We start from the raw sequence: 17,849 nt of genomic DNA on the forward strand, positions 1-17,849 counted from the left end.
ACGTCTTTGTCGCGCCCTCTTTCCCGGACGTACCGTCAATACATCGTTACGGGAACACATACGGAATTGAGAGGGCCGGTGGCATGACCACAATGGAAAGCGTTACGGGTAGGCGGGAACTCGCGGGAAAGCGGGCCCTGGTCACGGGCGGCACGCGCGGAATCGGCGCCGCGGTCGTGCGCCATCTTCTCGACGCCGGCGCCGAGGTGCTCACGACCGCGAGGTCGGAGGCGGGCACGCTGCCGGAGGGGGCCGCCTTCGTGAAGGCCGACGTCGGGACACGGAGCGGCGTGGAGGCGCTCGCCGCGGCCGCCCAGGAGAAGCTCGGCGGCATCGACATCGTCGTGCACAACGCGGGCGGAGCGCGGCCGCACGAGGGCGCCGTGGCCATCCCGGACGAGGAGTGGCAGGACGCGCTGGACCTGAACTACCTGGCGGCGGTGCGGCTGGACGCCCTGCTCGCGCCGGGGATGCGGGAGCGGCGGTCCGGGGCGATCATCCATGTGTCCTCGGCCGCGGTCCTCGCCCCGCCGGGTCCGTTCCTGCACTACACGGCGGCGAAGGCGGCCCTGGAGAACTACAGCAAGGGACTGGCCCTTGAGCTGGCCCCGTTCGGCATCCGGGTCAACACGGTGTCGCCGGGCAGGACCGCCACGCCCGGCGGCGAGGAGACGCGGGAGAAGTGGGCGGAGGTGTCCGCGCGCATGGGCGGGGGGCCGGTCATGACCAATGCCGACGACAGCACGCCGCTCGGGCGCGACGGACTACCGGAGGACATCGCCCAGGCGGTGCTGTTCCTGGTGTCCGACCGGGCGAGCTGGCTGACGGCGAGCAACCTCGTGGTGGACGGGGGTGAATTCCCCAGGGGGTGAACGGGAAGGAGAGGGTGATGGGCGTCGCCGAAACGACTCTGTATTCCTCGTCCGTTATTCCTCGTCCGGTCGACCGACTCCAGATTTCCGGATGTGGTCATGGCGGCTCGGAATTCCAATGAACGAGGGGAAGAAGGCGGCGGCGCCCGCTCACCTTTCGTCCGTCAGGACGCCGAAGAGAGGGCAGTGGAATCGGTCCAGGTCTCCTGCCGGAGGAGTTCGAGCAGCGCCGTCTCCGCCGGGCCCGCCTCCTGCCGGAGTACGGCGATGACGGGCTGGGACACCGACGGCGACGTCGGACGCACGAGGTGCTCGTGCCCCTGCGGCACCGCGGAGGCCGGGACCAACGTCACCCCGAGCCCGTGGGCCGCCCAGCGCACGGCGGTGGCCGTCTGGGAGACACGGGCGGCCGTGACCGGGGCGAGAGCGTTGTCCCGCAACACGCTGAGCATGACACCGTCGAGCGCGCTGTCGCGGTCGAACCGCACCCACGGCTCACCGTCCAGCTCGCGCAGCTCGACCCGGTCCGCGGCGAGCTGCGCGTGCCCGGCCCCCAGCACCACCACGAACTCCTCCGCGCCCAGCCGGTGGGCGTCGGCGGGGGTCCGCTCGCACGCCGCCATCAGGGCGAGGTCCAGCACACCCTTGGCGCAGAGCCGGTCCAGCTCGGCGGAGCTCTGCTCCTCGAAGACGGTGACCTCCAGCCGCGGGTAGCGTCGCCGCAGCGCCGCGAGCGCGCCCGGCAGTTGCCGCGTGCCGAAGCCCATCTGCACCGCGACCGTCAGCTCGCCCGTCAGCTCGTCGGCCCCGGCCCGCGCCGTGGCCCGCGCCCGGCGCGACGCGCTCACCGCGACCTGTGCCTCGCGCAGGAACGCCCGGCCGACCACGGTGGGCACGAGGCCCGTCGGTGTACGGGCGAACAACTGCACACCGAGCTCCCGCTCCAGGCCGCGGATCTGCTGGGACATCGACGGCTGGGCGACGTGCAGCAGCTCGGCCGCGGCCGTCACCGAGCCCGCCTCGGCGACAGCCAGGGCGTACTCGTACTGACGAAGGCTCATCGGGCTCCCCGCTCGTCTCGATGCAGTGACCCTGCGATGCCCCTGCGCCAACGTCGTCATGATAAGTCGCCGCCGCCGGGCGTCCCGGCGGCACATCCGCGAACCGTCGGCGGTGCGCCTCAACTGCCGCTGGAACGCGCCCGGTACGCCGCCATACGTGGTCTACCGTGACGTCATGACGCGTCCGAGCCCCGCCGCGGTCCACGACCGCTACGCCGACCGAATCATCGACCAGACCGCCCTGCTGACCTCCGCCGTCGCCGGCGCCGAGGCCACCGCGCCCGTCCCGGGATGCCCCGGCTGGACCCTCGCCCATCTGCTGCGCCACGTGGGCGGCGCGCACCGCTGGGCCGAGACGGTGGTGCGGACCCGCGCCACCGAACCCGTCTCCGACGAGCAGGTCAACGCCGTCACTCCCGAGGCGGACGACGACATCCCCGCGCTGTCCGCCTGGCTCACCGAAGGCGCCGCCCAGTTCGCGGAGACGCTGCGGGAGGCGGGGCCCGAGGTCAAGGTGTGGACCGTCGCCCCGGGCGGCACCCCGCTCTTCTGGGCCCGCCGGATGACGTACGAAACCGTCGTGCACCGCTTCGACGCCACGGCCGCGGTGGGCGGCACGTTCACGCTGACCGCGGACGTCGCGCTGGACGGCCTCGACGAGTGGATGGAGTTCAGCACCCTGCCCCAGGCCTACGCGTCCGAGGAGGCGCACCGCGCGCTGCTCGGCCCCGGCCGCACGCTCCATCTGCACGCGACGGACGCACCCGAGGGGACGGGGGAGTGGCTGATCGACCTCACCGAGGAGCCGGTCACCTGGTCCCACGCCCACGAGAAGGCGACCACCGCCGTCCGCGGCACCCTCGCCGACCTGCTGCTCCTCCTCTACCGGCGCCGCAGCGCGACCGCCGCTGACGGCATCGAGGTCCTGGGGGACGAGAAGCTGTTCACGGAGTGGGTCTGGGGTGCCGGGGACTGGCTGAGGGGCTGACCCGGGCCGGAGACCCGCGCCCACTCCTCCCGGCTCCCGCCTCGCCCGCTGTTCCCACGCCCGCCCGTCCACCGAGGGTGGGGTTACCCGTAGCGCCCCTCAGGGGGGTTCCTCCATGGCCGTCCGCCGCTCCCGCATGGGTCAATGATCTCCAGGCGGCCGCACGGTCGACCGCTCGCGCACCGCCCTCCAACGCGGCCTGAAACACGCTGGGTTGGCGGATGCCGCGCACCTTCCAGCGATGTGAGGAACCCGCCATGACGCAGCCGCGAAGCTCCGTACCCCGCGCCGACGGCACCACCGCCGTCCGCCCCCGGACCGCCCCCGTACGACGCCGGGTCGCCCTCGGATCGGTCACGGCGATCGCCGTCGCGGCGACGCTGGCGATGCCGGTCTCCGGTGCCTGGGCCCGGTCGGACACCGGCCCGGGTGGAGGGTACGGCCGCGCGGAGCTCCAGCGGGGCCTGGACGACATCGTCCGCAAGGACGGGGTGGTCGGCGCCGAGGCGACCGTCGTGGACGGCGGCCGGCGCACGTCCGCACGCAGCGGCAGCGCCGAACGCGGCACCGGCCGCCCGATACCGCGCCAGGGCTACTTCCGGATGGGCAGCAACACGAAGACGTTCGTCTCCACCGTCGTGCTGCAACTGGTCGCCGAGGGCCGCATCCGGCTCGACGACACCGTCGACCGGTGGCTGCCCGGGGTGGTCGAGGGCAACGGCAACGACGGCGGTCGCATCACCGTACGGCAGCTGCTCCAGCACACCAGCGGTCTGCCCGACTACGACGACGACCTGCCCATCACCGACGAGAAGGAGTTCCAGAAGCACCGCTTCGACCGCTTCGAGCCGCGTGATCTCGTCGACATGGCGCTGCGGCACCGGCCCCTCTTCGAGCCCGGCAAGGGCTGGGGGTACTCCAACACCAACTACATACTGGCCGGGATGATCATCGAGAAGGCGACGGGGCACGCCTGGAGCGACGAGGTCCGCCGACGGATCATCGAGCCCCTCGGTCTCCGGCACACCTTCTCCGCGGGCACGCGTACCGGCCTGCCCCGGCCGCACGCCAAGGGCTACCAGCAGTTCAAGCCCGGCGGCCGGCTGGTCGACAGCACCGAGGTGAGCATGACCTGGGGCGGCTCCGCGGGTGATCTCGTGACCACCACCCATGACCTGACCCGCTTCTGGCGGGCTCTCCTCGGCGGCGAGCTGCTCGCGCCCCGGCAGATGGCGCAGATGCTCGACACCGTGCCCGCCCCCGACGACAGCAGCGAACTGGTCCAGCGGATGGGCCTCGGCATCTTCTGGACGCAGCTCAGCTGCGGAGGCGGCTACTGGGGGCACGGCGGCACCACCCTCGGCCACCTGAACTCCAACGGCTTCGTCGACAAGGGCAGGCGCGGCGTCGTCGTGATGCGCTCCACCAACCTGGCGTCGGAAGACCGCGACACCCGCACCGACCAGCTCGTCGACGACGCGCTGTGCGCGCGGAAGTGAGCGTGCCGCAGGGCCGCCCGCGCCCGGTCGGCCGTCTGGGCGAGCGCGCGCCGGGGGCGCGGGTCACAGTGGATCCGTGAGTGGTCGAGGGACCGCCGGCACACCTGCCCCGGCACCGAAGCCCGGCATGCCTGCCCCGGCACCGAAGGAAGGCTCATGCAGCACGTCACCCTGAACAACGGCGTCGAGATGCCGATCCTCGGATTCGGCGTCTACCAGATCCCGCCGGAGGAGACCGAGAAGGCTGTCTCCGAGGCCCTCGCCACCGGCTACCGGCTGCTGGACACCGCCGCGGCCTACGGCAACGAAGCGGCCGTGGGACGGGCGATCAAAGCCAGCGGCATCCCGCGCGAGGACCTGTTCGTCACCACCAAGCTGTGGGTCCAGGACGCCCCCGCCGAGGAGAACACCCGCCGCGCCTTCGACACCTCACTGGGCCGGCTGGGCCTCGACCACCTCGACCTGTACCTGATGCACCAGCCCTACGGGGACGTGTACGGGCAGTGGCGCGCCATGGAGGCCCTCGTGCGCGAGGGCCGGGTCCGGGCCATCGGCGTCGCGAACTTCTACCCCGACCGGCTGCTCGACCTCATCCTCAACAACGACATCACGCCCGCGGTCGACCAGATCGAGACCCACCCCTTCTTCCAGCGCTCCGCGGATCACCACCTCATGCGCGAGCACGGCGTCCAGCTCCAGTCGTGGGGCGGCTTCGCCGAGGGCAGGAACGGCCTGTTCGCCACCCCGCTGCTGCGGGAGATCGGCCGGCAGTACGGGAAGTCCGTCGCACAGGTCGTCCTGCGCTGGCTGACCCAGCGCGGCATCGTCGCGATCCCCAAGTCGGTCCGCGCGGAGCGCATGGCGCAGAACATCGACGTCTTCGACTTCGAGCTCTCCGACCATCAGATGGCCCAGATCAGCACCCTCGACACCGGGCGGTCACTGTTCTTCGACCACCACGACCCGGAGATGGTCGCCCAACTCGCCGGGCGACGCATGGACGGCTGAACCGGCCATCGGTGTTCCGCCAGCGTTTAGGCTTCGAGGTATGGAGCAGCGCGAGATCATGCAACGAGTCGTCGGCATCCTGACCGAGGCGATGGAAATGCGCCGCCAGGCCCGCGAGAATCCGGACGGCGAGATCGAGAACAGTGGCGCGGTGGGCGCGATGCTCGAGGAGATGCTGCCACGCATCGAGATCCCCTCCGAGGCGACCCCCATCGAAGTGGCGGCGGTGGTGGGGCAGGAGCTGGGACCCGTCATCGAGCAGATCACCTCCGCCTTCGCCCTCTCCTTCGCCCAGCTGGCCGAGGTCCATGACGAGGGGCACACGGAGGTGTCGTCGGCGGACGTGCTCCGGTCCATCGCCCTGCACTTCGAGCACGAGGAGAGCGACGAGAGCGAGGAGTAAGCGAGAGCAGGGGCAGCGCACGACGACGGGGCGGCCGCGGAAGGATCCGCGGCCGCCCCGTCGTCGTGCCGGACGGCTGTTCAGGCGCGGGGGCGCGTCGCCGTGTCGAGGTAGAAGGCGTCGATGCTCTGGACGGCCGTCTCGAACTCCTCGAGGTTAACCGGCTTGGTCACGTACGCGTTGGCGTGGCTGCTGTACGCGCCCGTCACGTCCTCCGGGGCGGTGGACGTGGTGAGCACGACCACGGGGATGCTCTGCAGGTTCTCGTCGGCCTTGAGCACCTTCAGCAGGTCCCGGCCGTTCATCCTCGGCATGTTCAGGTCGAGGACGATGAGGTCGGGGCGCGGGGTGCCCGGGGTGCGCAGGTGCTCCAGCGCGGCGACCCCGTCGGTGACCTGAACCAGGTTGCGGGCCCCGCGCTCGGAGAGGGCTTCCTCGATGAGCATCGCGTCGGCGACGTCGTCCTCGACGAGCAGGACGTCGAAGGGGCGGGCGGGGGTCGTCATCATTGAACGCTCCGTGCGTTTCTCGTTGGAGTGGTTGAAGAGCCCCGGCCAGCGGCGTCGTGCGCCTTGGCGGGTCATGCCACAGGCGGCGCCGATCTGGGGGTATCCGGCGCCCGCTTGGGCGGCGGCCCCGGCCGCCTCCCGCTGGAGTCGCTCAGTGGCCTGCTGAAGCTGGTCCAGCACATGGAGCAGCAACAGAGCCTGTGCCGGGTCGTCCGACGCGATCTGTGCGGGGCCGTCCAGCAACTGCCAGGCGAGGCGCTGCGCGACGTCGCCGACCGCCGTGTCCGCGATGGCGGCCGTCTCTTGCGGCGTCGCCCGCAACTCGAAGTGCTTGCCTGACATGTCAGGCACTCTAGGTCTTCATGACCACTGGCGACAACAAGTGTTGTCAGCCTTTAGAGTGTGCGGGCCGCACTCTGCAACGCGGCTTTCGCAACAAGGAGTCCACAGGATGACCGGCGAGGAAAGGCAATCAGGCGTGCGGACGCTTTCTGCGTGGACGACCCGCAGGTGGCTCCGCGTGGGCGTCGCCGCGTCCCTGGTGGTGCTGACGCTGCTCGGCGTGACAGGCGCATGGGTTCTGGCGCGTACCGCGGACATCAGCAAGGATCTGGTGGACGTGCGCTCGCCCACGCTGACGACCGCGATCCGCCTCGAGGCGGCCATCCTCAACCAGGAGACCGGCATACGGGGGTACGGCCTCACCGGGACGCCCGCCTTCATCGACCCCTACCGGCGCGGGGTCACCGAGCAGCGCGAGAACGCCCGCCGGCTCGAGACCCTGCTGGAGGGCGACACCGAGGGCGAGAAGGACCTGAAGGCCGTCCAGGAGGCCGTGGCGAGCTGGCAGAAGAGGATCGCCCGGCCGGTCGCCGCCGAACCCTCCGGTTCGCCGTCCCAGTTGGCCACCGACCGGGCGACGGAGGGCAAGGAGTCCTTCGACCGCGTCCGGGTTGCCCTGGACCGGCAGCAGAAGCGGCTGCGCGCGGAGCGTGCCGAGGCCAGGGACGAGCTGATGGCCACCACCACCCTGCGCAACTGGGTGTTCTCCGCCATCGCGCTGCTCATCCTGCTGCTGACCGCGCTCGTCTTCGAGGGGCTGCGCCGCGGCATCAACCGGCCGCTCGAACAGCTCGGCACCGAGGCCAGGACCATCGCCGCCGGCGACTTCGACCACCCCATCACCCCGACCGGCCCCGCCGACCTGCGGCAGCTCAGCGGCGAGATCGACTTCATGCGCCGACGCCTGGTGCGGGAACTGGCCTTCAGCGAGGAGGCGCGGCTGCGCCTCGACGCGCAGGCCGCGGACCTGCAGCGCTCCAACGCCGAGCTGGAGCAGTTCGCCTACGTGGCCTCGCACGACCTCCAGGAGCCGCTGCGCAAGGTCTCCAGCTTCACCCAGCTCCTGCAGCGCCGTTACGCGGGACAGCTCGACAGCCGGGCCGACCAGTACATCGACTTCGCGGTCGACGGGGCGAACCGCATGCAGACCCTCATCAACGACCTGCTGGACTTCTCCCGGGTGGGCCGGCTGCACCACGCCCACCAGAGCGTCGACCTCGACACCGTGCTGGAGCGGACGCTGTCCGCGCTGAGCGTATCCATCGAGGAGGCCGACGCGAAGATCACCCACGATCCGCTGCCCACCCTGGTCGCCGACCCCACCCAGATGGGCATGCTCTGGCAGAACCTCGTCGGCAACGCCGTCAAGTTCCGCAGGCCGGGAGTGGCACCGGAGATCCACGTGGCGGCGGTCCGGGAAGGCGAGTTGTGGCGGTTCACCGTCACCGACAACGGCATCGGCATCGAACCGGAGTACGCCGAGAAGGTCTTCGTGATCTTCCAGCGGCTGCACACGAAGGACACCTACTCCGGCAGCGGCATCGGCCTGGCGATGTGCAAGAAGATCGTGGAGTTCCACGGCGGCACCATCCACGTCGACCCGGACTACACCAAGGGCGCCCGCATCACCTTCACGCTGGCGCCCGAGCCCCCGGAGACCCACGGCCCCTCGACGCTGCCGGAGGCGACCCGCCGTACCGACGCGGAGCCCGCACGATGACCGCAGCCGTGCCGGTCGCTCCGGACGAGCAGCTGTACCGCATCCTGCTGATCGAGGACGACCAGGGGGACGCCCTGCTCGTCGAGGAACTCCTCTACGACACCGGGCTCCGGTTCGAGCTGACTGTCCGTACGACGTTGGACGAGGCCCGCGCGGACCTGGCCGGCGGGGCGGTCGACTGCATTCTCCTCGACCTCCACCTGCCCGACGTGTCGGGCGTCGACGCCGTCACCTCGGTCCGGGGTCTCGCCCCGCACACCGCGGTCATCGTCCTGACCGGGCTGTCCGAGGCCAAGGCGGGCGCCGAGGCGATGACCGCCGGGGCGCAGGACTATCTCGTCAAGGGGAAGGTCGACGGGGACCTGCTGCACCGCACGGTGCGCTACGCCGTCTACCGCAGCCGGACCGAGCGGACGAACTCCGAGGCCCAGGCAGCCCGGCTGCGGGCCGAGGAGAACGCACGCCTCGAACGCGGCCTGCTGCCCCAGCCCATCCTCGACACCTCCATGGTCAGGGTCACCACCCGCTACCTTCCCGGCGCCGCGTGGGCCCTGCTCGGCGGGGACTTCCTCGACGTGGTGGAGGGGGACGACGGGCTGCTGCACGCCGTCGTCGGCGACGTCAGCGGGCACGGTCCCGACGCGGCGGCGCTGGGCGTCTTCCTGCGCATCGCCTGGCGCTCGCTGGTGCTCGGCGGGCACCGCGGCAACGATCTGCTGCACCTGATGGAACGCATCCTCATCGCGGAGCGCGGCAGCCAGAACCTGTTCGCCACGTGCACGATCCTCACCCTCGACCAGAGCGCCGCCACCGCCACCCTCCACCTGGCCGGTCACCACGAGCCCCTGCTCACCACGGGAGACGGGACCCAGGAGCTGGCGGCCGCGCACGGCATCGCCCTGGGTGTCGTCCCCGGTCTGCGCAAGTGGCCCTCCACGGTCGTCCCGCTGCCGGCCTCCGGCGCCCTGACCCTCTACACCGACGGCCTCACCGAGGGGCACAACGGCGCCACCGGCGAGCGGCTCGGCGTGGACGGCTTGCTGACGCTGATCGGGAACCTGCCGACGGCGGACCCGGCCGCCCACGTCGATCTGCTCATCGAGGAGACGAACGCGCTGAACGCGGGGCGGCACTCCGACGACCTCGCGGTGCTCCGCCTGGACTGGGGGAGCCAGCCCGGCCGGCGTGCGTGACCCGGTCCGACCGGGCCGGAGTGGCCGGGCCCGACTGCCGCCGGGGCGGGGCTACTTGGACTCGACCCGGCCCACCGCCTCGGGTCCGGTGGTCAGCGCCTGGGCCGCGGTCGGCCAGGTCGGCGCGCCGGGGTGGAGCCGGGTGTGCAGGTAGGCCGCGGTGAGCCGGGCGACGGCGGCCACGCGTGCGGGGTTCTCGTCGGTGGTCTCGGCGGCGTCGTATCCGGAGATCCCGCCGAGTCCGTGCTCCGCGTCGAACAGGGTGAGCAGGGTCTTGGGGCCCGGCGCGAGGGTGTAGGGGTCGGCGTGCCAGTCCGGCCCCATGTCCGTGAAGTGCCGGGGGTCGTCCTTGTCGCCGGTGACGACCAGCGCGGGCGTGGTCATGGTGGAGAAGTCGACGGCCCCGATGACCGGCCACTGCGCGGCCACGGGTCCGTTGTAGACGTCGCCGCCCCTGCCGGGCGGGGCGAGCAGTACACCCGCCTTGATGCGGGGCTCCGCGAGACGCACCAGTTGCCCCGTCTCGGGGTCGGTGACACCGGCGCCCAGGAGGAGGGAGGCGGTGAAGCCGCCGAGCGAATGCCCGGCGAGGGCGACCTTGTCGGGGTCGACGCGGCCGGCGAGCTGGGGCACGGCGTTCTCGACGACGTCGAGCCGGTCGAGGATGTCGCTCATGTCCTGGGCGCGGGAGCGCCAGAAGACGGGCGCGCCGGGGGCGTCGGCGACCCGCTCGGTCAGGGTGCGCGAGGTGAGGTGGGTGGGCTGGATGACGACGAATCCATGAGCCGCCCAGCGGTCGGCGAGGGGAGCGTAGCCGTGCAGCGAGGAGAGGTGGTTCGAGGGTCCGTGGCCGTGCGAGAGGAGGATGACGGGCAGGCCGGATCCGGTCGCGGGCGCGGTGACGCGCAGCTGGAGGTCGACGGGGCGCCCGGGGACGGGTAGGACGACCGGGCCGAAGGACAGCACCGGAACGGTCGTGTTCTGGAGATCGGCAAGGGTGGATGTGCTCACGAGGTGGCTCCCTTTGGGTGACGCCTGCCGCCTTCCGGTCTCCTGGACCGGTGGCGGGCACGGCGGACAGGGGGTTCCGTTTCGGCTAAGCTGAAACGGAACGCCGCTCCACTTAGTATCCGGAGCGCTGTTCCGCTTTGTCAATCGACGTGGATGTGGAAGAGGTGGGCGGTGGCCGCCGATGGCCGTGCGGAAGCTGTGGCCCAGGAGGCTGCGGGCGAGAGCGCTACGGGGCCGACCCCGCCCCGAGGCAAGCGGGCGGATGCCCAGCGGAACCGGCAGACGGTGCTGGAGGCCGCCGCGGAGGTGTTCGTCACCGCCGGGGTGGACGCGCCGATCCGGCAGATCGCGGCCCGGGCGGGTGTCGGAATGGCGACGATCTACCGGCACTTCCCGACCCGGGCGGATCTCGTCACCGCCGTCTACCGCCATCAGATCGAGGCGTGCGCAGAGGCCGGTCCGGGCCTGCTGGCGGACGCGGACTCACCGTTCGACGCGCTCCGCCAGTGGATCGATCTCTTCGTGGACTTCCTGGTCACCAAGCACGGACTCGCCGACGCCCTGCAGTCCGACAGCGACCGCTTCGCCGCGCTGCACGCCTACTTCCTCGACCGGCTGCTGCCCGTGTGTGCCCAACTGCTCGACGCGGCGGTCGAGTCCGGTGACATCCGGTCCGGGACGCAGCCCTACGAGCTGATGCGCGGGATCGGCAATCTCTGCGTCGGGCGTGACAACGATCCCCGTTACGATCCGCGCCGCCTGATCGCCCTGCTCCTCCGGGGGCTCCAGGCGTCCTGACACCGACGTGCGGCAGCACGTGCCGGCGCGGGTACTTCTGCCGAGCCTCGCCGTGTGTTGGTGTCGTTGGCCGCGGTCAGGACCAGCCGGGGTTCTCCGTCAGCGCGATCACCGCGGTGATCCGCTTGCCCACGGGCTCGCGGTGCACCGAGAAGCTCTGGCACAGGGCCATGACGATCTCGAGCCCGTGCTGTCCCACCCGGCTCGGATCCGGCGGCAGGATCAGGGGCAGCGCCGTGCTGCTGTCCCACACGCTCACCTCGACGGTGCCGCCCCGCGCGTCCAGGGTCAGCAGCGACGGGCCCGGCGCGTACTTGCGGGCGTTGGTCACCAGCTCGCTGACCACCAGCTCCACCATGCCGACCGCCCGGCCGGACACGGGAAGACCGTGCGCGGACTGCACGTCCGTCAGGAAGCCGCGGGCCAGATCGCGGGCGGCGCCGATCTCCTCGCTGTCCTCGAACGCCGCAGACACCGATAGGAACTCGCTCACCAGCGACTCCCGGTCGCCCTCGCCCGCCGCCCGGTCACAGACGGCCTCGTCACCCACGTACTCCTGTTTCACAGGAGCCCGCCTACCCGGAAATAGCCGAAGCAGTAGTGCCGACGCGAGGTGATTTTCAGGAATCTTCTCCCTCCTTCGGCGCAGCCCCGTCCGCCGCCCTCATCGGCCGGATGCGGCCCTGTTCATCGCGTGTGAACGCCAATAGCCTGTGCGACTCTCGCGTACCGGCGCGTTCTGGGGGGTCTCGTGAACGGTCTCCGTGCGGTCATCGTCTGCCTCGTGCTCGCCTGCACCGCCTCGGTGTCGCCGGCCGTCGCCGCGACCCCCGGTTGGGCGGCGCTCCCGGTGCCCGCGGCCGCCCCGCCCGTGACCGTGTCCGACCTGGCCGCCCGCGATCCGGGGGAGGCCTGGGCGACGGGGTACGAGCACGCCGCCGACGGCCTGCTGCCGATGCTGTACCGGTGGAACGGCACGGCGTGGAGCCGGGACACGAGCTTCCCGGGGGCCGGTGAGCCGGGCTGGCTCGGCAGGGTGCAGTTCGTCGGCGACGAGATGTGGGTCCTCCACAACCGCGCGGGGGAGGGGGAGATCCTGCGCCGGTCGGCGGGCGCGTGGAGCACCGTCCCGCTGCCGCGGACCCTGTGGACCTACCAGGACTTCGCCGCGGTGCCGGGTGCCGCATGGGTGGTCGGGGAGGACGACACCGGCCTGAAGGTGCTGCACTACGACGGTTCCGGCTGGACGACCCAGTCGACGCCGGACGGTGTGCTGTACCTGATGGGGATCACCGCACGCACGGCGAGCGACGCCTGGGCGTGGGCCGACACCGACACCGGGCCCACGGTCCTGCGCTGGGACGGCACGGCGTGGCGGGACGCGGAGGTGCCGCTGCCGTCCGACAGCAACGTGCACACGATCCTGCTCGAACCCGGGGGACGGGCCACGATCGGGGGCAGCCAGTACGTGGACGGCTCGGCCCGCACGTACCTGATGACCTGGGACGGACGCGCCTGGCGCACCGACCGCCCGCCGCTGGGCGACACCTACACCGAGGCCATGGTGCGCGGCCCGGACGGCGCGCTGTGGCTGCCGGTGCGCAGCGACCGCGCCTTCCGGTCCCGGTACGCGCGCCTCGACGGTGACCGCGCCACCTTCTCGTACGGACCGAAGCGCACGAACGCGATCGACGTCGCCCCGCGCGCGCTGGCGAGGACCGGGACGTCCCTGCTGTCCTTCGGCACCGTCGAGATCTACGGCGCGAAGCCGAACCTGATGAGCGAGCGGCTGGGAGGCCGACCTTGATGCGCAGACTCCTCGTCGCGGCCCTCGCCGTCGCCATGACCGTCGTGACCGTCCTCGCCTCGGCCGCAACGGAACCTCGGACCTGGCGGCACGTCCCGGTCCCGGCCCAGGTGCGACCGCAGGCCGGACTGAACGAGGCCGTGGCGTTCGGCCCGGCCCGGGCGTGGGCGGTGGGCACCGACGCCGTCGGCCGAGAGGCGCCGGGCTTCCCGCTGCTGCTGCGCTGGGACGGGGCGAACTGGCGGCGCCAGGCGCTGCCCGGAACCCGGTGGCAGGGCGAGCTGCTCTCCATCGCCGCCACCTCACCCACCGCGGCCTGGGCGGCGGGACGTGACACGGCGGGCGGCGCCCGCCTGCTCCGCTTCGACGGCAAGGCCTGGCACGAGAGCCGTCCACCGGCCGGTGTCGTCCTGACCAAGGTCTTCACCGGTGGCGGCGAGACCTGGCTGCTGGGTGCGCGAAGCGGCGCACAGGTACTGCTGCGCCGGGACGGGGGCGGCTGGATGGACGTGCCGGTGCCGCCGGGGTCCGTGTACGGACTGCACGTCTTGGCGGCCGACGACGTCTGGGCCGCCGGCGACACCGCGTCGGGCGCCGCCGTGTCGCACTGGAACGGGCAGGCGTGGCAGCAGACGATCGTGGACGGATTCCCCCGCTCGTCCGTCGGCAGCGTCCTCGCGGTCTCGCCGACGGAGGTGTGGGCGGGCGGCACGGCCGGGTTCGTCGGCGGCCCGCCGGGCAAGCCGATCCCGCCGCTGCTGGTCCGCTGGGACGGGACGTCGTGGAGCCACGTGGACGTTCCCACCGACTTCGGCTCGGTCAGCTCTCTGACGGCCGCCGCGTCCGGCGGCCTGGGCTGGGTGTCGGTGGCCCGCTCGCAGAAGCTGGGCGCGCCCGGGACCTTCCCGCCGATCGTGCCAGGGCCGGACTTCCTCGCCTGGGACGGGCAGGCGTTCACCCCGTACAGCGAGCCGGCGGTGGCGGGGGAGGGCGAGTCCTCGACCCTGCGCCTGGCACCGGTGCCGGGCACGGAGTCGGTGTGGTCGGTGGGCAGGGCGGACGGCCCCGAGGGCACGTTCGCACCGCGCATCCTGCGGTTCGAGTGAGAGCGAGGGCCTGTCCGGCGGATCGGGGCGTACGGGAGGGGCGGCGCCCGCACCACGATCCGCCGGCGCCTCAGACGACGGCCGCCGGGAGGGCAGGCCGGTCCGCAATGGGCGGTAGGCCAACTATCGCTAGGCCGACTACCGCTAGGCCGGCTTCCCTTCGGCGAACAGCAGACGCATGTCGATCGCCGAGTCCCGCACGGCCCTCGCCTTCGTGTACTCGGGCGAGTGGTACCACTCCTTGAGCCGGGCCATGTCCGGGAACTCGACCACGGCCACGATCCGCGAGGCGGGCCACGCCCCCTCCGCTGCCTCCGGAATGGCGCCTTCGATGAGGTAACGGCCGCCGTACCGCCGCACGGACGGTTCGGCCAACGTCCGGTACTCGGCGGCCCGTTCCATGTCCAGGACCTCGGCGTCGACGATGACGTACGCAGGCATGCGGAGCTCCGATCGGTCGGCCGCGGTCGCCGCGGACATGGCGTGCCGCGACGGAGAAGGGGACATGCCGCATCGTCGTGCAACGGTGTGGAGCGGGCGTCGAGCGGGGGTGGGGCAGCGGTCGAGGCGGGCCCGGCGCCGACGCCGCCTCGGACCTGCCCCTCCCCCTACGGCACCAAGACGACCTTCCCCACCGTCTCCCTGTCCTGCAGCGCCCGGTGGGCGGCCGCCGCCTCCCAGAGCGGGAAGCGTGTCACCGCGGGAACCAGGCGCCCTGCCGCGGCCTCCGCGATGGCCCGGTCCTGCGCGCCGCGCAGCCCACCGGGCACCGTGAGAAGACGGGGCCCGAGCGCGGCCGTGACCTGGAGCATGCGGTCGTACACGTCCTTCCCGGACAGCTCGGTGGCCTCTCCCGACGACCAGCCGAACAGCAGCAACCTCCCGCCGGAACCGATGAGTTCGAGGGCGTCGCGTCCCTGCCTGCCGCCCACTCCGTCGAGTGCCACCGTGACCTCGCGGCCGCCCAGGGCGTCACGGACCGTCCCGGGCCACCCGGGATCGTCGTAGTCCACGGCCACATCCGCGCCGAGGGCCCCGACCCGCTCCACCTTCTCGGCGCCGCCCGCCGCGCCCACCACCGTCGCGCCGGCATGGCGGGCGGCCTGCACGAGGAGCGTCCCGATGCCACCCGCCGCGGCCGTCACCAGTACCACGTCGTCGGCGGTCAAGTGGGCCTGGTGCAGGATCGCCAGTGCGGTACGGCCGGTGCCGACCATGGCGACCGCCGTGTCGTACGCGACCTCGTCGGGCAGGGGATGCAGCTCCTCGACCTCCCGTACGGCGAAGTCGGCGTAGCCGCCGCCCGCGAGGCCCAGGTGCGCGGCGACGCGCCGCCCCAGCCAGGACTTCTCGACCCCCTCGCCGAGCGCGTCGATCACTCCGGCGACTTCGCGGCCCATAAGGAACGGCAACTCGGGAAGAGAGAAGGGGAGTTGGTCGGCCGCGCCGTCGCGCAGTGCGGTGTCGAGCAGGTGGACGCCGGCCGCCTCGACGGCGATCCGTACCTGCCCGGCCGCCGGGGTGGGATCGGGGGCCTGCTCGTACACGAGGTTCTCGGCGGGCCCGAAGGCGTGCAGACGTACGGCATGCATGGTGGTCGACTCCTGATCTGGTGCAACACGGAGATGCGGGGGGGGGAGAGAGAGAGAGAGGCGTGGGGGCGTCAGGCGGCGTAAGGGCGGGCGGCCTTGCCGTCGCGCAGGGCGCGGCCCCACCAGATGAGCTGGTCGATCATCGTCTTGGCCGCGGCCTCCGTTCCCGCGGGGTCCTTCGGCGCGCCGGACGCGTCGAAGCGGTCCCACACCTCGTGGAAACTGACCGTGTCGCGCACCGTCACCGCGTGCAGCTCCGCGAAGACCTGCCGCAGATGCTCGACGGCGCGCAGGCCGCCCGCCAGCCCGCCGTAGCTGACGAAGCCGACTGGCTTGGCGCGCCACTGGGCGTAGTGCCAGTCGATCAGGGTCTTCAGCGAGGCCGGGAAGCTGTGGTTGTACTCGGGGGTGATGACGACGAAGGCGTCGGCACCGTCGAGGCGGCGGGTGATGTCGGTGACCTCCGGGCCCGGAGCCCCGGACAGTCTGTCGGGGAGGCCCGCCTCCGCCAGGTCGATCACGTCGACCTCCAGATCGGGGCGCTGCGCGGCCAGTCCGGTGAACCAGTCGGCGATGGTCGGCGCGAAGCGGCCCTCCCGGGTGCTCGCCACGACGACGGCCACCGTGAGGGTCTGCTGGCTGCTGCTCATGTCTGTTCCGTCTCCTCGGTTGGGTGCGGCGGTGCTTCCGCGCTCCCGCGTGACTGCGCGTCTCTGCTGCGGGCGTCGGCCGCTGTTCTCCGACACCGAGAAAGCTACGAAGGCGTGACCCGCTGACACATCTGTCGCACGACCGGGATCGGTACCTGCGCAAGGACTAGGCCGGATCCTCGCGAGGACTAGGCCGACGGGAGGAGCCCGGCCGGATCGCGCGACAGGGGCGAGGACGACGTCACCGGATTCACGTCCCAGGCCGGCCCCCGCGGTGCACGGAGCGGTCGAGGGGCGCGCGAAGCCGTCGCCGTGTACTCCGGGGTGCGCCCGGGCAGGTAGCACCGCAACGGCCGCGGCGCGACGGGCCGCGGCCCGGGACGGCAGGAGGAGTGGGAGACCATGGCACAAGACACGGCCCGGGAATGGGAGTTCACCGACGACCGGAACCACCTGGTCAGGACCGCGCGCCGCCCGTCCCGGCCGGTCGCCTACCTGCCGACCGGCGCGGCGCTGCACGACCACGGCATAGAGCTCGCCGGACTGTTCGGTTCCGCGCATGACGATCCGGCCGTCCCCGATCCGGCGAAGGCCGGCAGCCTCCCGATCGCGGACGTGCCCTACTTCGGCGCGGGATCGGCGCTCGACCTGGACGCCCTCCTCGCCGCAGGACCGGATCTGGCCGTGGCGCTCACCTACGGCACCGGTCAGGTGTACGGCATCGACCCGGAGGCGGCCAAACACCTGGAGGAACAGGTGCCGTTCGTGGTGCTCGACGTCGGCGGCGGGCGCAGCTTCGCCGGGATCAGGGACCGGCTCACCGCGCTCGCCCGCAGCCTGGGCGCCGCGCCGCAGCCCGAAGCCGAGGCCGAACTCGCTTCGGCTGAACGACGGTTGGCGGACGCCGCCGCCGGCACCGCGCGGCCGCGCGTGCTCGCCCTCTCCCCGGCGGGGCCGGACTCCGTCCACCTGGCGAGGCCGTACGCCTGGCCGGACCTCGCCGCGCTCGCCGGTGCCGGGGTGGGGCTCGTGGACCCGGAGCCGGGACAGGGCGCCAACTGGTCCACCACGGGCTGGGCGGAGGCGGCCGCGCTGGAGCCCGACATCGTCCTGACCGACGTGCGCAGCAACGCCGCGGTGCTGGGCGACGCCTTCGGGCCGGGCGTCCCCGTCCTGCCGTGGAATCCCGAACTGCCGCCCAGCGCAAGGGAGCACGCCCGATACCTGACCCTGGTCGCCGAAGCCCTGGAGGCCGCGCAGCCCCTGCGGCCCTGACCCGGCACGCCGGGG

The 17,849-nt window shown here is 72.2% G+C and carries 18 protein-coding genes; 11 read left to right on the plus strand and 7 right to left on the minus strand.

The window, feature by feature from the left end; translation table 11 throughout:
• Window positions 1–83 precede the first annotated feature (83 nt).
• Window positions 84–872: an SDR family oxidoreductase gene (locus ACZ6B8_RS26150; RefSeq protein WP_471608841.1), complete on the plus strand. Its 789-nt coding sequence runs from the start codon at window positions 84–86 to the stop codon at window positions 870–872.
• 164 nt (window positions 873–1,036) lie between these two features.
• Here ACZ6B8_RS26150 and ACZ6B8_RS26155 read toward each other — a convergent pair whose 3' ends face one another.
• On the minus strand, window positions 1,037–1,933 hold the full coding sequence (locus ACZ6B8_RS26155) for a LysR family transcriptional regulator (protein ID WP_471608842.1): 897 nt from the start codon (window positions 1,931–1,933) through the stop codon (window positions 1,037–1,039).
• A 175-nt stretch (window positions 1,934–2,108) separates the two neighbouring features.
• Between ACZ6B8_RS26155 and ACZ6B8_RS26160 the strand changes: the two genes are divergently transcribed.
• The 4 genes from ACZ6B8_RS26160 (at window position 2,109) to ACZ6B8_RS26175 (ending at window position 5,831) form a co-directional block, all read left to right on the plus strand.
• Complete coding sequence (locus ACZ6B8_RS26160) at window positions 2,109–2,921, plus strand: maleylpyruvate isomerase N-terminal domain-containing protein (RefSeq protein WP_471608843.1); 813 nt, start codon at window positions 2,109–2,111, stop codon at window positions 2,919–2,921.
• A gap of 257 nt (window positions 2,922–3,178) precedes the next feature.
• Window positions 3,179–4,420: a serine hydrolase domain-containing protein gene (locus ACZ6B8_RS26165; RefSeq protein WP_471608844.1), complete on the plus strand. Its 1,242-nt coding sequence runs from the start codon at window positions 3,179–3,181 to the stop codon at window positions 4,418–4,420.
• Between the two features lie 156 nt (window positions 4,421–4,576).
• Window positions 4,577–5,428, plus strand: coding sequence for an aldo/keto reductase (locus ACZ6B8_RS26170; RefSeq protein ID WP_471608845.1), 852 nt, complete (start codon window positions 4,577–4,579; stop codon window positions 5,426–5,428).
• Window positions 5,429–5,468: 40 nt separating this feature from the next.
• Entirely contained in the window at window positions 5,469–5,831 is a 363-nt protein-coding gene (locus ACZ6B8_RS26175; RefSeq protein ID WP_471070998.1) for a hypothetical protein, read from the plus strand.
• Between the two features lie 80 nt (window positions 5,832–5,911).
• Here the strand turns inward: ACZ6B8_RS26175 and ACZ6B8_RS26180 are convergent, their stop codons facing one another.
• Window positions 5,912–6,682: a response regulator gene (locus tag ACZ6B8_RS26180; protein WP_471608846.1), complete on the minus strand. Its 771-nt coding sequence runs from the start codon at window positions 6,680–6,682 to the stop codon at window positions 5,912–5,914.
• A gap of 109 nt (window positions 6,683–6,791) precedes the next feature.
• Here ACZ6B8_RS26180 and ACZ6B8_RS26185 point away from each other — a divergent pair, with 109 nt between their 5' ends.
• Together ACZ6B8_RS26185 and ACZ6B8_RS26190 are read left to right on the plus strand one after the other, a co-directional pair.
• Window positions 6,792–8,402, plus strand: a complete 1,611-nt coding sequence (locus ACZ6B8_RS26185) for a sensor histidine kinase (protein ID WP_471608847.1) — start codon at window positions 6,792–6,794, stop codon at window positions 8,400–8,402.
• On the plus strand, window positions 8,399–9,595 hold the full coding sequence (locus ACZ6B8_RS26190; RefSeq protein WP_471070991.1) for a PP2C family protein-serine/threonine phosphatase: 1,197 nt from the start codon (window positions 8,399–8,401) through the stop codon (window positions 9,593–9,595). Before ACZ6B8_RS26185 ends, ACZ6B8_RS26190 begins: the two co-directional genes overlap by 4 nt.
• A gap of 51 nt (window positions 9,596–9,646) precedes the next feature.
• On the opposite strand, the gene ACZ6B8_RS26195 is transcribed toward ACZ6B8_RS26190, so the two are convergent.
• A complete protein-coding gene (locus ACZ6B8_RS26195; protein ID WP_471608848.1) occupies window positions 9,647–10,606 on the minus strand; it encodes an alpha/beta hydrolase family protein in 960 nt (319 codons plus the stop codon).
• Between the two features lie 198 nt (window positions 10,607–10,804).
• Here ACZ6B8_RS26195 and ACZ6B8_RS26200 point away from each other — a divergent pair, with 198 nt between their 5' ends.
• Window positions 10,805–11,404, plus strand: a complete 600-nt coding sequence (locus ACZ6B8_RS26200) for a TetR/AcrR family transcriptional regulator (protein ID WP_471608927.1) — start codon at window positions 10,805–10,807, stop codon at window positions 11,402–11,404.
• Window positions 11,405–11,480: 76 nt separating this feature from the next.
• Here the strand turns inward: ACZ6B8_RS26200 and ACZ6B8_RS26205 are convergent, their stop codons facing one another.
• Window positions 11,481–11,900, minus strand: a complete 420-nt coding sequence (locus ACZ6B8_RS26205; RefSeq protein WP_471073413.1) for an ATP-binding protein — start codon at window positions 11,898–11,900, stop codon at window positions 11,481–11,483.
• Window positions 11,901–12,155: 255 nt separating this feature from the next.
• On the opposite strand from ACZ6B8_RS26205, the gene ACZ6B8_RS26210 reads away from it, so the two are divergent.
• The gene (locus ACZ6B8_RS26210) at window positions 12,156–13,211 is read left to right on the plus strand and encodes a hypothetical protein (RefSeq protein ID WP_471608849.1); all 1,056 of its coding nucleotides are present in this window, start codon (window positions 12,156–12,158) and stop codon (window positions 13,209–13,211) included.
• Window positions 13,211–14,317 carry a hypothetical protein gene (locus ACZ6B8_RS26215; RefSeq protein ID WP_471608850.1) on the plus strand — a complete coding sequence of 369 codons (1,107 nt, stop codon included), beginning with the start codon at window positions 13,211–13,213 and terminating at the stop codon, window positions 14,315–14,317. The genes ACZ6B8_RS26210 and ACZ6B8_RS26215 overlap by 1 nt, the downstream gene beginning before the upstream one ends.
• 144 nt (window positions 14,318–14,461) lie before the next feature.
• On the opposite strand, the gene ACZ6B8_RS26220 is transcribed toward ACZ6B8_RS26215, so the two are convergent.
• The 3 genes from ACZ6B8_RS26220 to ACZ6B8_RS26230 all read right to left on the minus strand — a co-directional run bounded on the left by ACZ6B8_RS26220 (window position 14,462) and on the right by ACZ6B8_RS26230 (window position 16,559).
• Complete coding sequence (locus tag ACZ6B8_RS26220) at window positions 14,462–14,758, minus strand: DUF1330 domain-containing protein (protein WP_471608851.1); 297 nt, start codon at window positions 14,756–14,758, stop codon at window positions 14,462–14,464.
• Window positions 14,759–14,925: 167 nt separating this feature from the next.
• Window positions 14,926–15,909: a zinc-binding dehydrogenase gene (locus ACZ6B8_RS26225; RefSeq protein WP_471608852.1), complete on the minus strand. Its 984-nt coding sequence runs from the start codon at window positions 15,907–15,909 to the stop codon at window positions 14,926–14,928.
• 71 nt (window positions 15,910–15,980) lie between these two features.
• Window positions 15,981–16,559: an NADPH-dependent FMN reductase gene (locus tag ACZ6B8_RS26230; protein WP_471608853.1), complete on the minus strand. Its 579-nt coding sequence runs from the start codon at window positions 16,557–16,559 to the stop codon at window positions 15,981–15,983.
• Between the two features lie 402 nt (window positions 16,560–16,961).
• Here ACZ6B8_RS26230 and ACZ6B8_RS26235 point away from each other — a divergent pair, with 402 nt between their 5' ends.
• Entirely contained in the window at window positions 16,962–17,834 is an 873-nt protein-coding gene (locus tag ACZ6B8_RS26235; RefSeq protein ID WP_471608854.1) for an ABC transporter substrate-binding protein, read from the plus strand.
• The last annotated feature ends 15 nt before the right edge of the window (window positions 17,835–17,849 follow it).

Source organism: Streptomyces sp. NPDC041122 (assembly GCF_055592445.1).

What these genes read in the sequence shown, in the direction of transcription:
- ACZ6B8_RS26180 (WP_471608846.1), bottom strand. Translation starts at nt 6,682, where the DNA reads ATGTCAGGCAAGCACTTCGAGTTGCGGGCGACGCCGCAAGAGACGGCC.
- ACZ6B8_RS26225 (WP_471608852.1), bottom strand. Translation starts at nt 15,909, where the DNA reads ATGCATGCCGTACGTCTGCACGCCTTCGGGCCCGCCGAGAACCTCGTG.
- ACZ6B8_RS26215 (WP_471608850.1), top strand. Translation starts at nt 13,211, where the DNA reads ATGCGCAGACTCCTCGTCGCGGCCCTCGCCGTCGCCATGACCGTCGTG.
- ACZ6B8_RS26170 (WP_471608845.1), top strand. Translation starts at nt 4,577, where the DNA reads ATGCAGCACGTCACCCTGAACAACGGCGTCGAGATGCCGATCCTCGGA.
- ACZ6B8_RS26150 (WP_471608841.1), top strand. Translation starts at nt 84, where the DNA reads ATGACCACAATGGAAAGCGTTACGGGTAGGCGGGAACTCGCGGGAAAG.
- ACZ6B8_RS26190 (WP_471070991.1), top strand. Translation starts at nt 8,399, where the DNA reads ATGACCGCAGCCGTGCCGGTCGCTCCGGACGAGCAGCTGTACCGCATC.
- ACZ6B8_RS26155 (WP_471608842.1), bottom strand. Translation starts at nt 1,933, where the DNA reads ATGAGCCTTCGTCAGTACGAGTACGCCCTGGCTGTCGCCGAGGCGGGC.
- ACZ6B8_RS26175 (WP_471070998.1), top strand. Translation starts at nt 5,469, where the DNA reads ATGGAGCAGCGCGAGATCATGCAACGAGTCGTCGGCATCCTGACCGAG.
- ACZ6B8_RS26230 (WP_471608853.1), bottom strand. Translation starts at nt 16,559, where the DNA reads ATGAGCAGCAGCCAGCAGACCCTCACGGTGGCCGTCGTCGTGGCGAGC.
- ACZ6B8_RS26220 (WP_471608851.1), bottom strand. Translation starts at nt 14,758, where the DNA reads ATGCCTGCGTACGTCATCGTCGACGCCGAGGTCCTGGACATGGAACGG.
- ACZ6B8_RS26165 (WP_471608844.1), top strand. Translation starts at nt 3,179, where the DNA reads ATGACGCAGCCGCGAAGCTCCGTACCCCGCGCCGACGGCACCACCGCC.
- ACZ6B8_RS26185 (WP_471608847.1), top strand. Translation starts at nt 6,792, where the DNA reads ATGACCGGCGAGGAAAGGCAATCAGGCGTGCGGACGCTTTCTGCGTGG.
- ACZ6B8_RS26160 (WP_471608843.1), top strand. Translation starts at nt 2,109, where the DNA reads ATGACGCGTCCGAGCCCCGCCGCGGTCCACGACCGCTACGCCGACCGA.
- ACZ6B8_RS26235 (WP_471608854.1), top strand. Translation starts at nt 16,962, where the DNA reads ATGGCACAAGACACGGCCCGGGAATGGGAGTTCACCGACGACCGGAAC.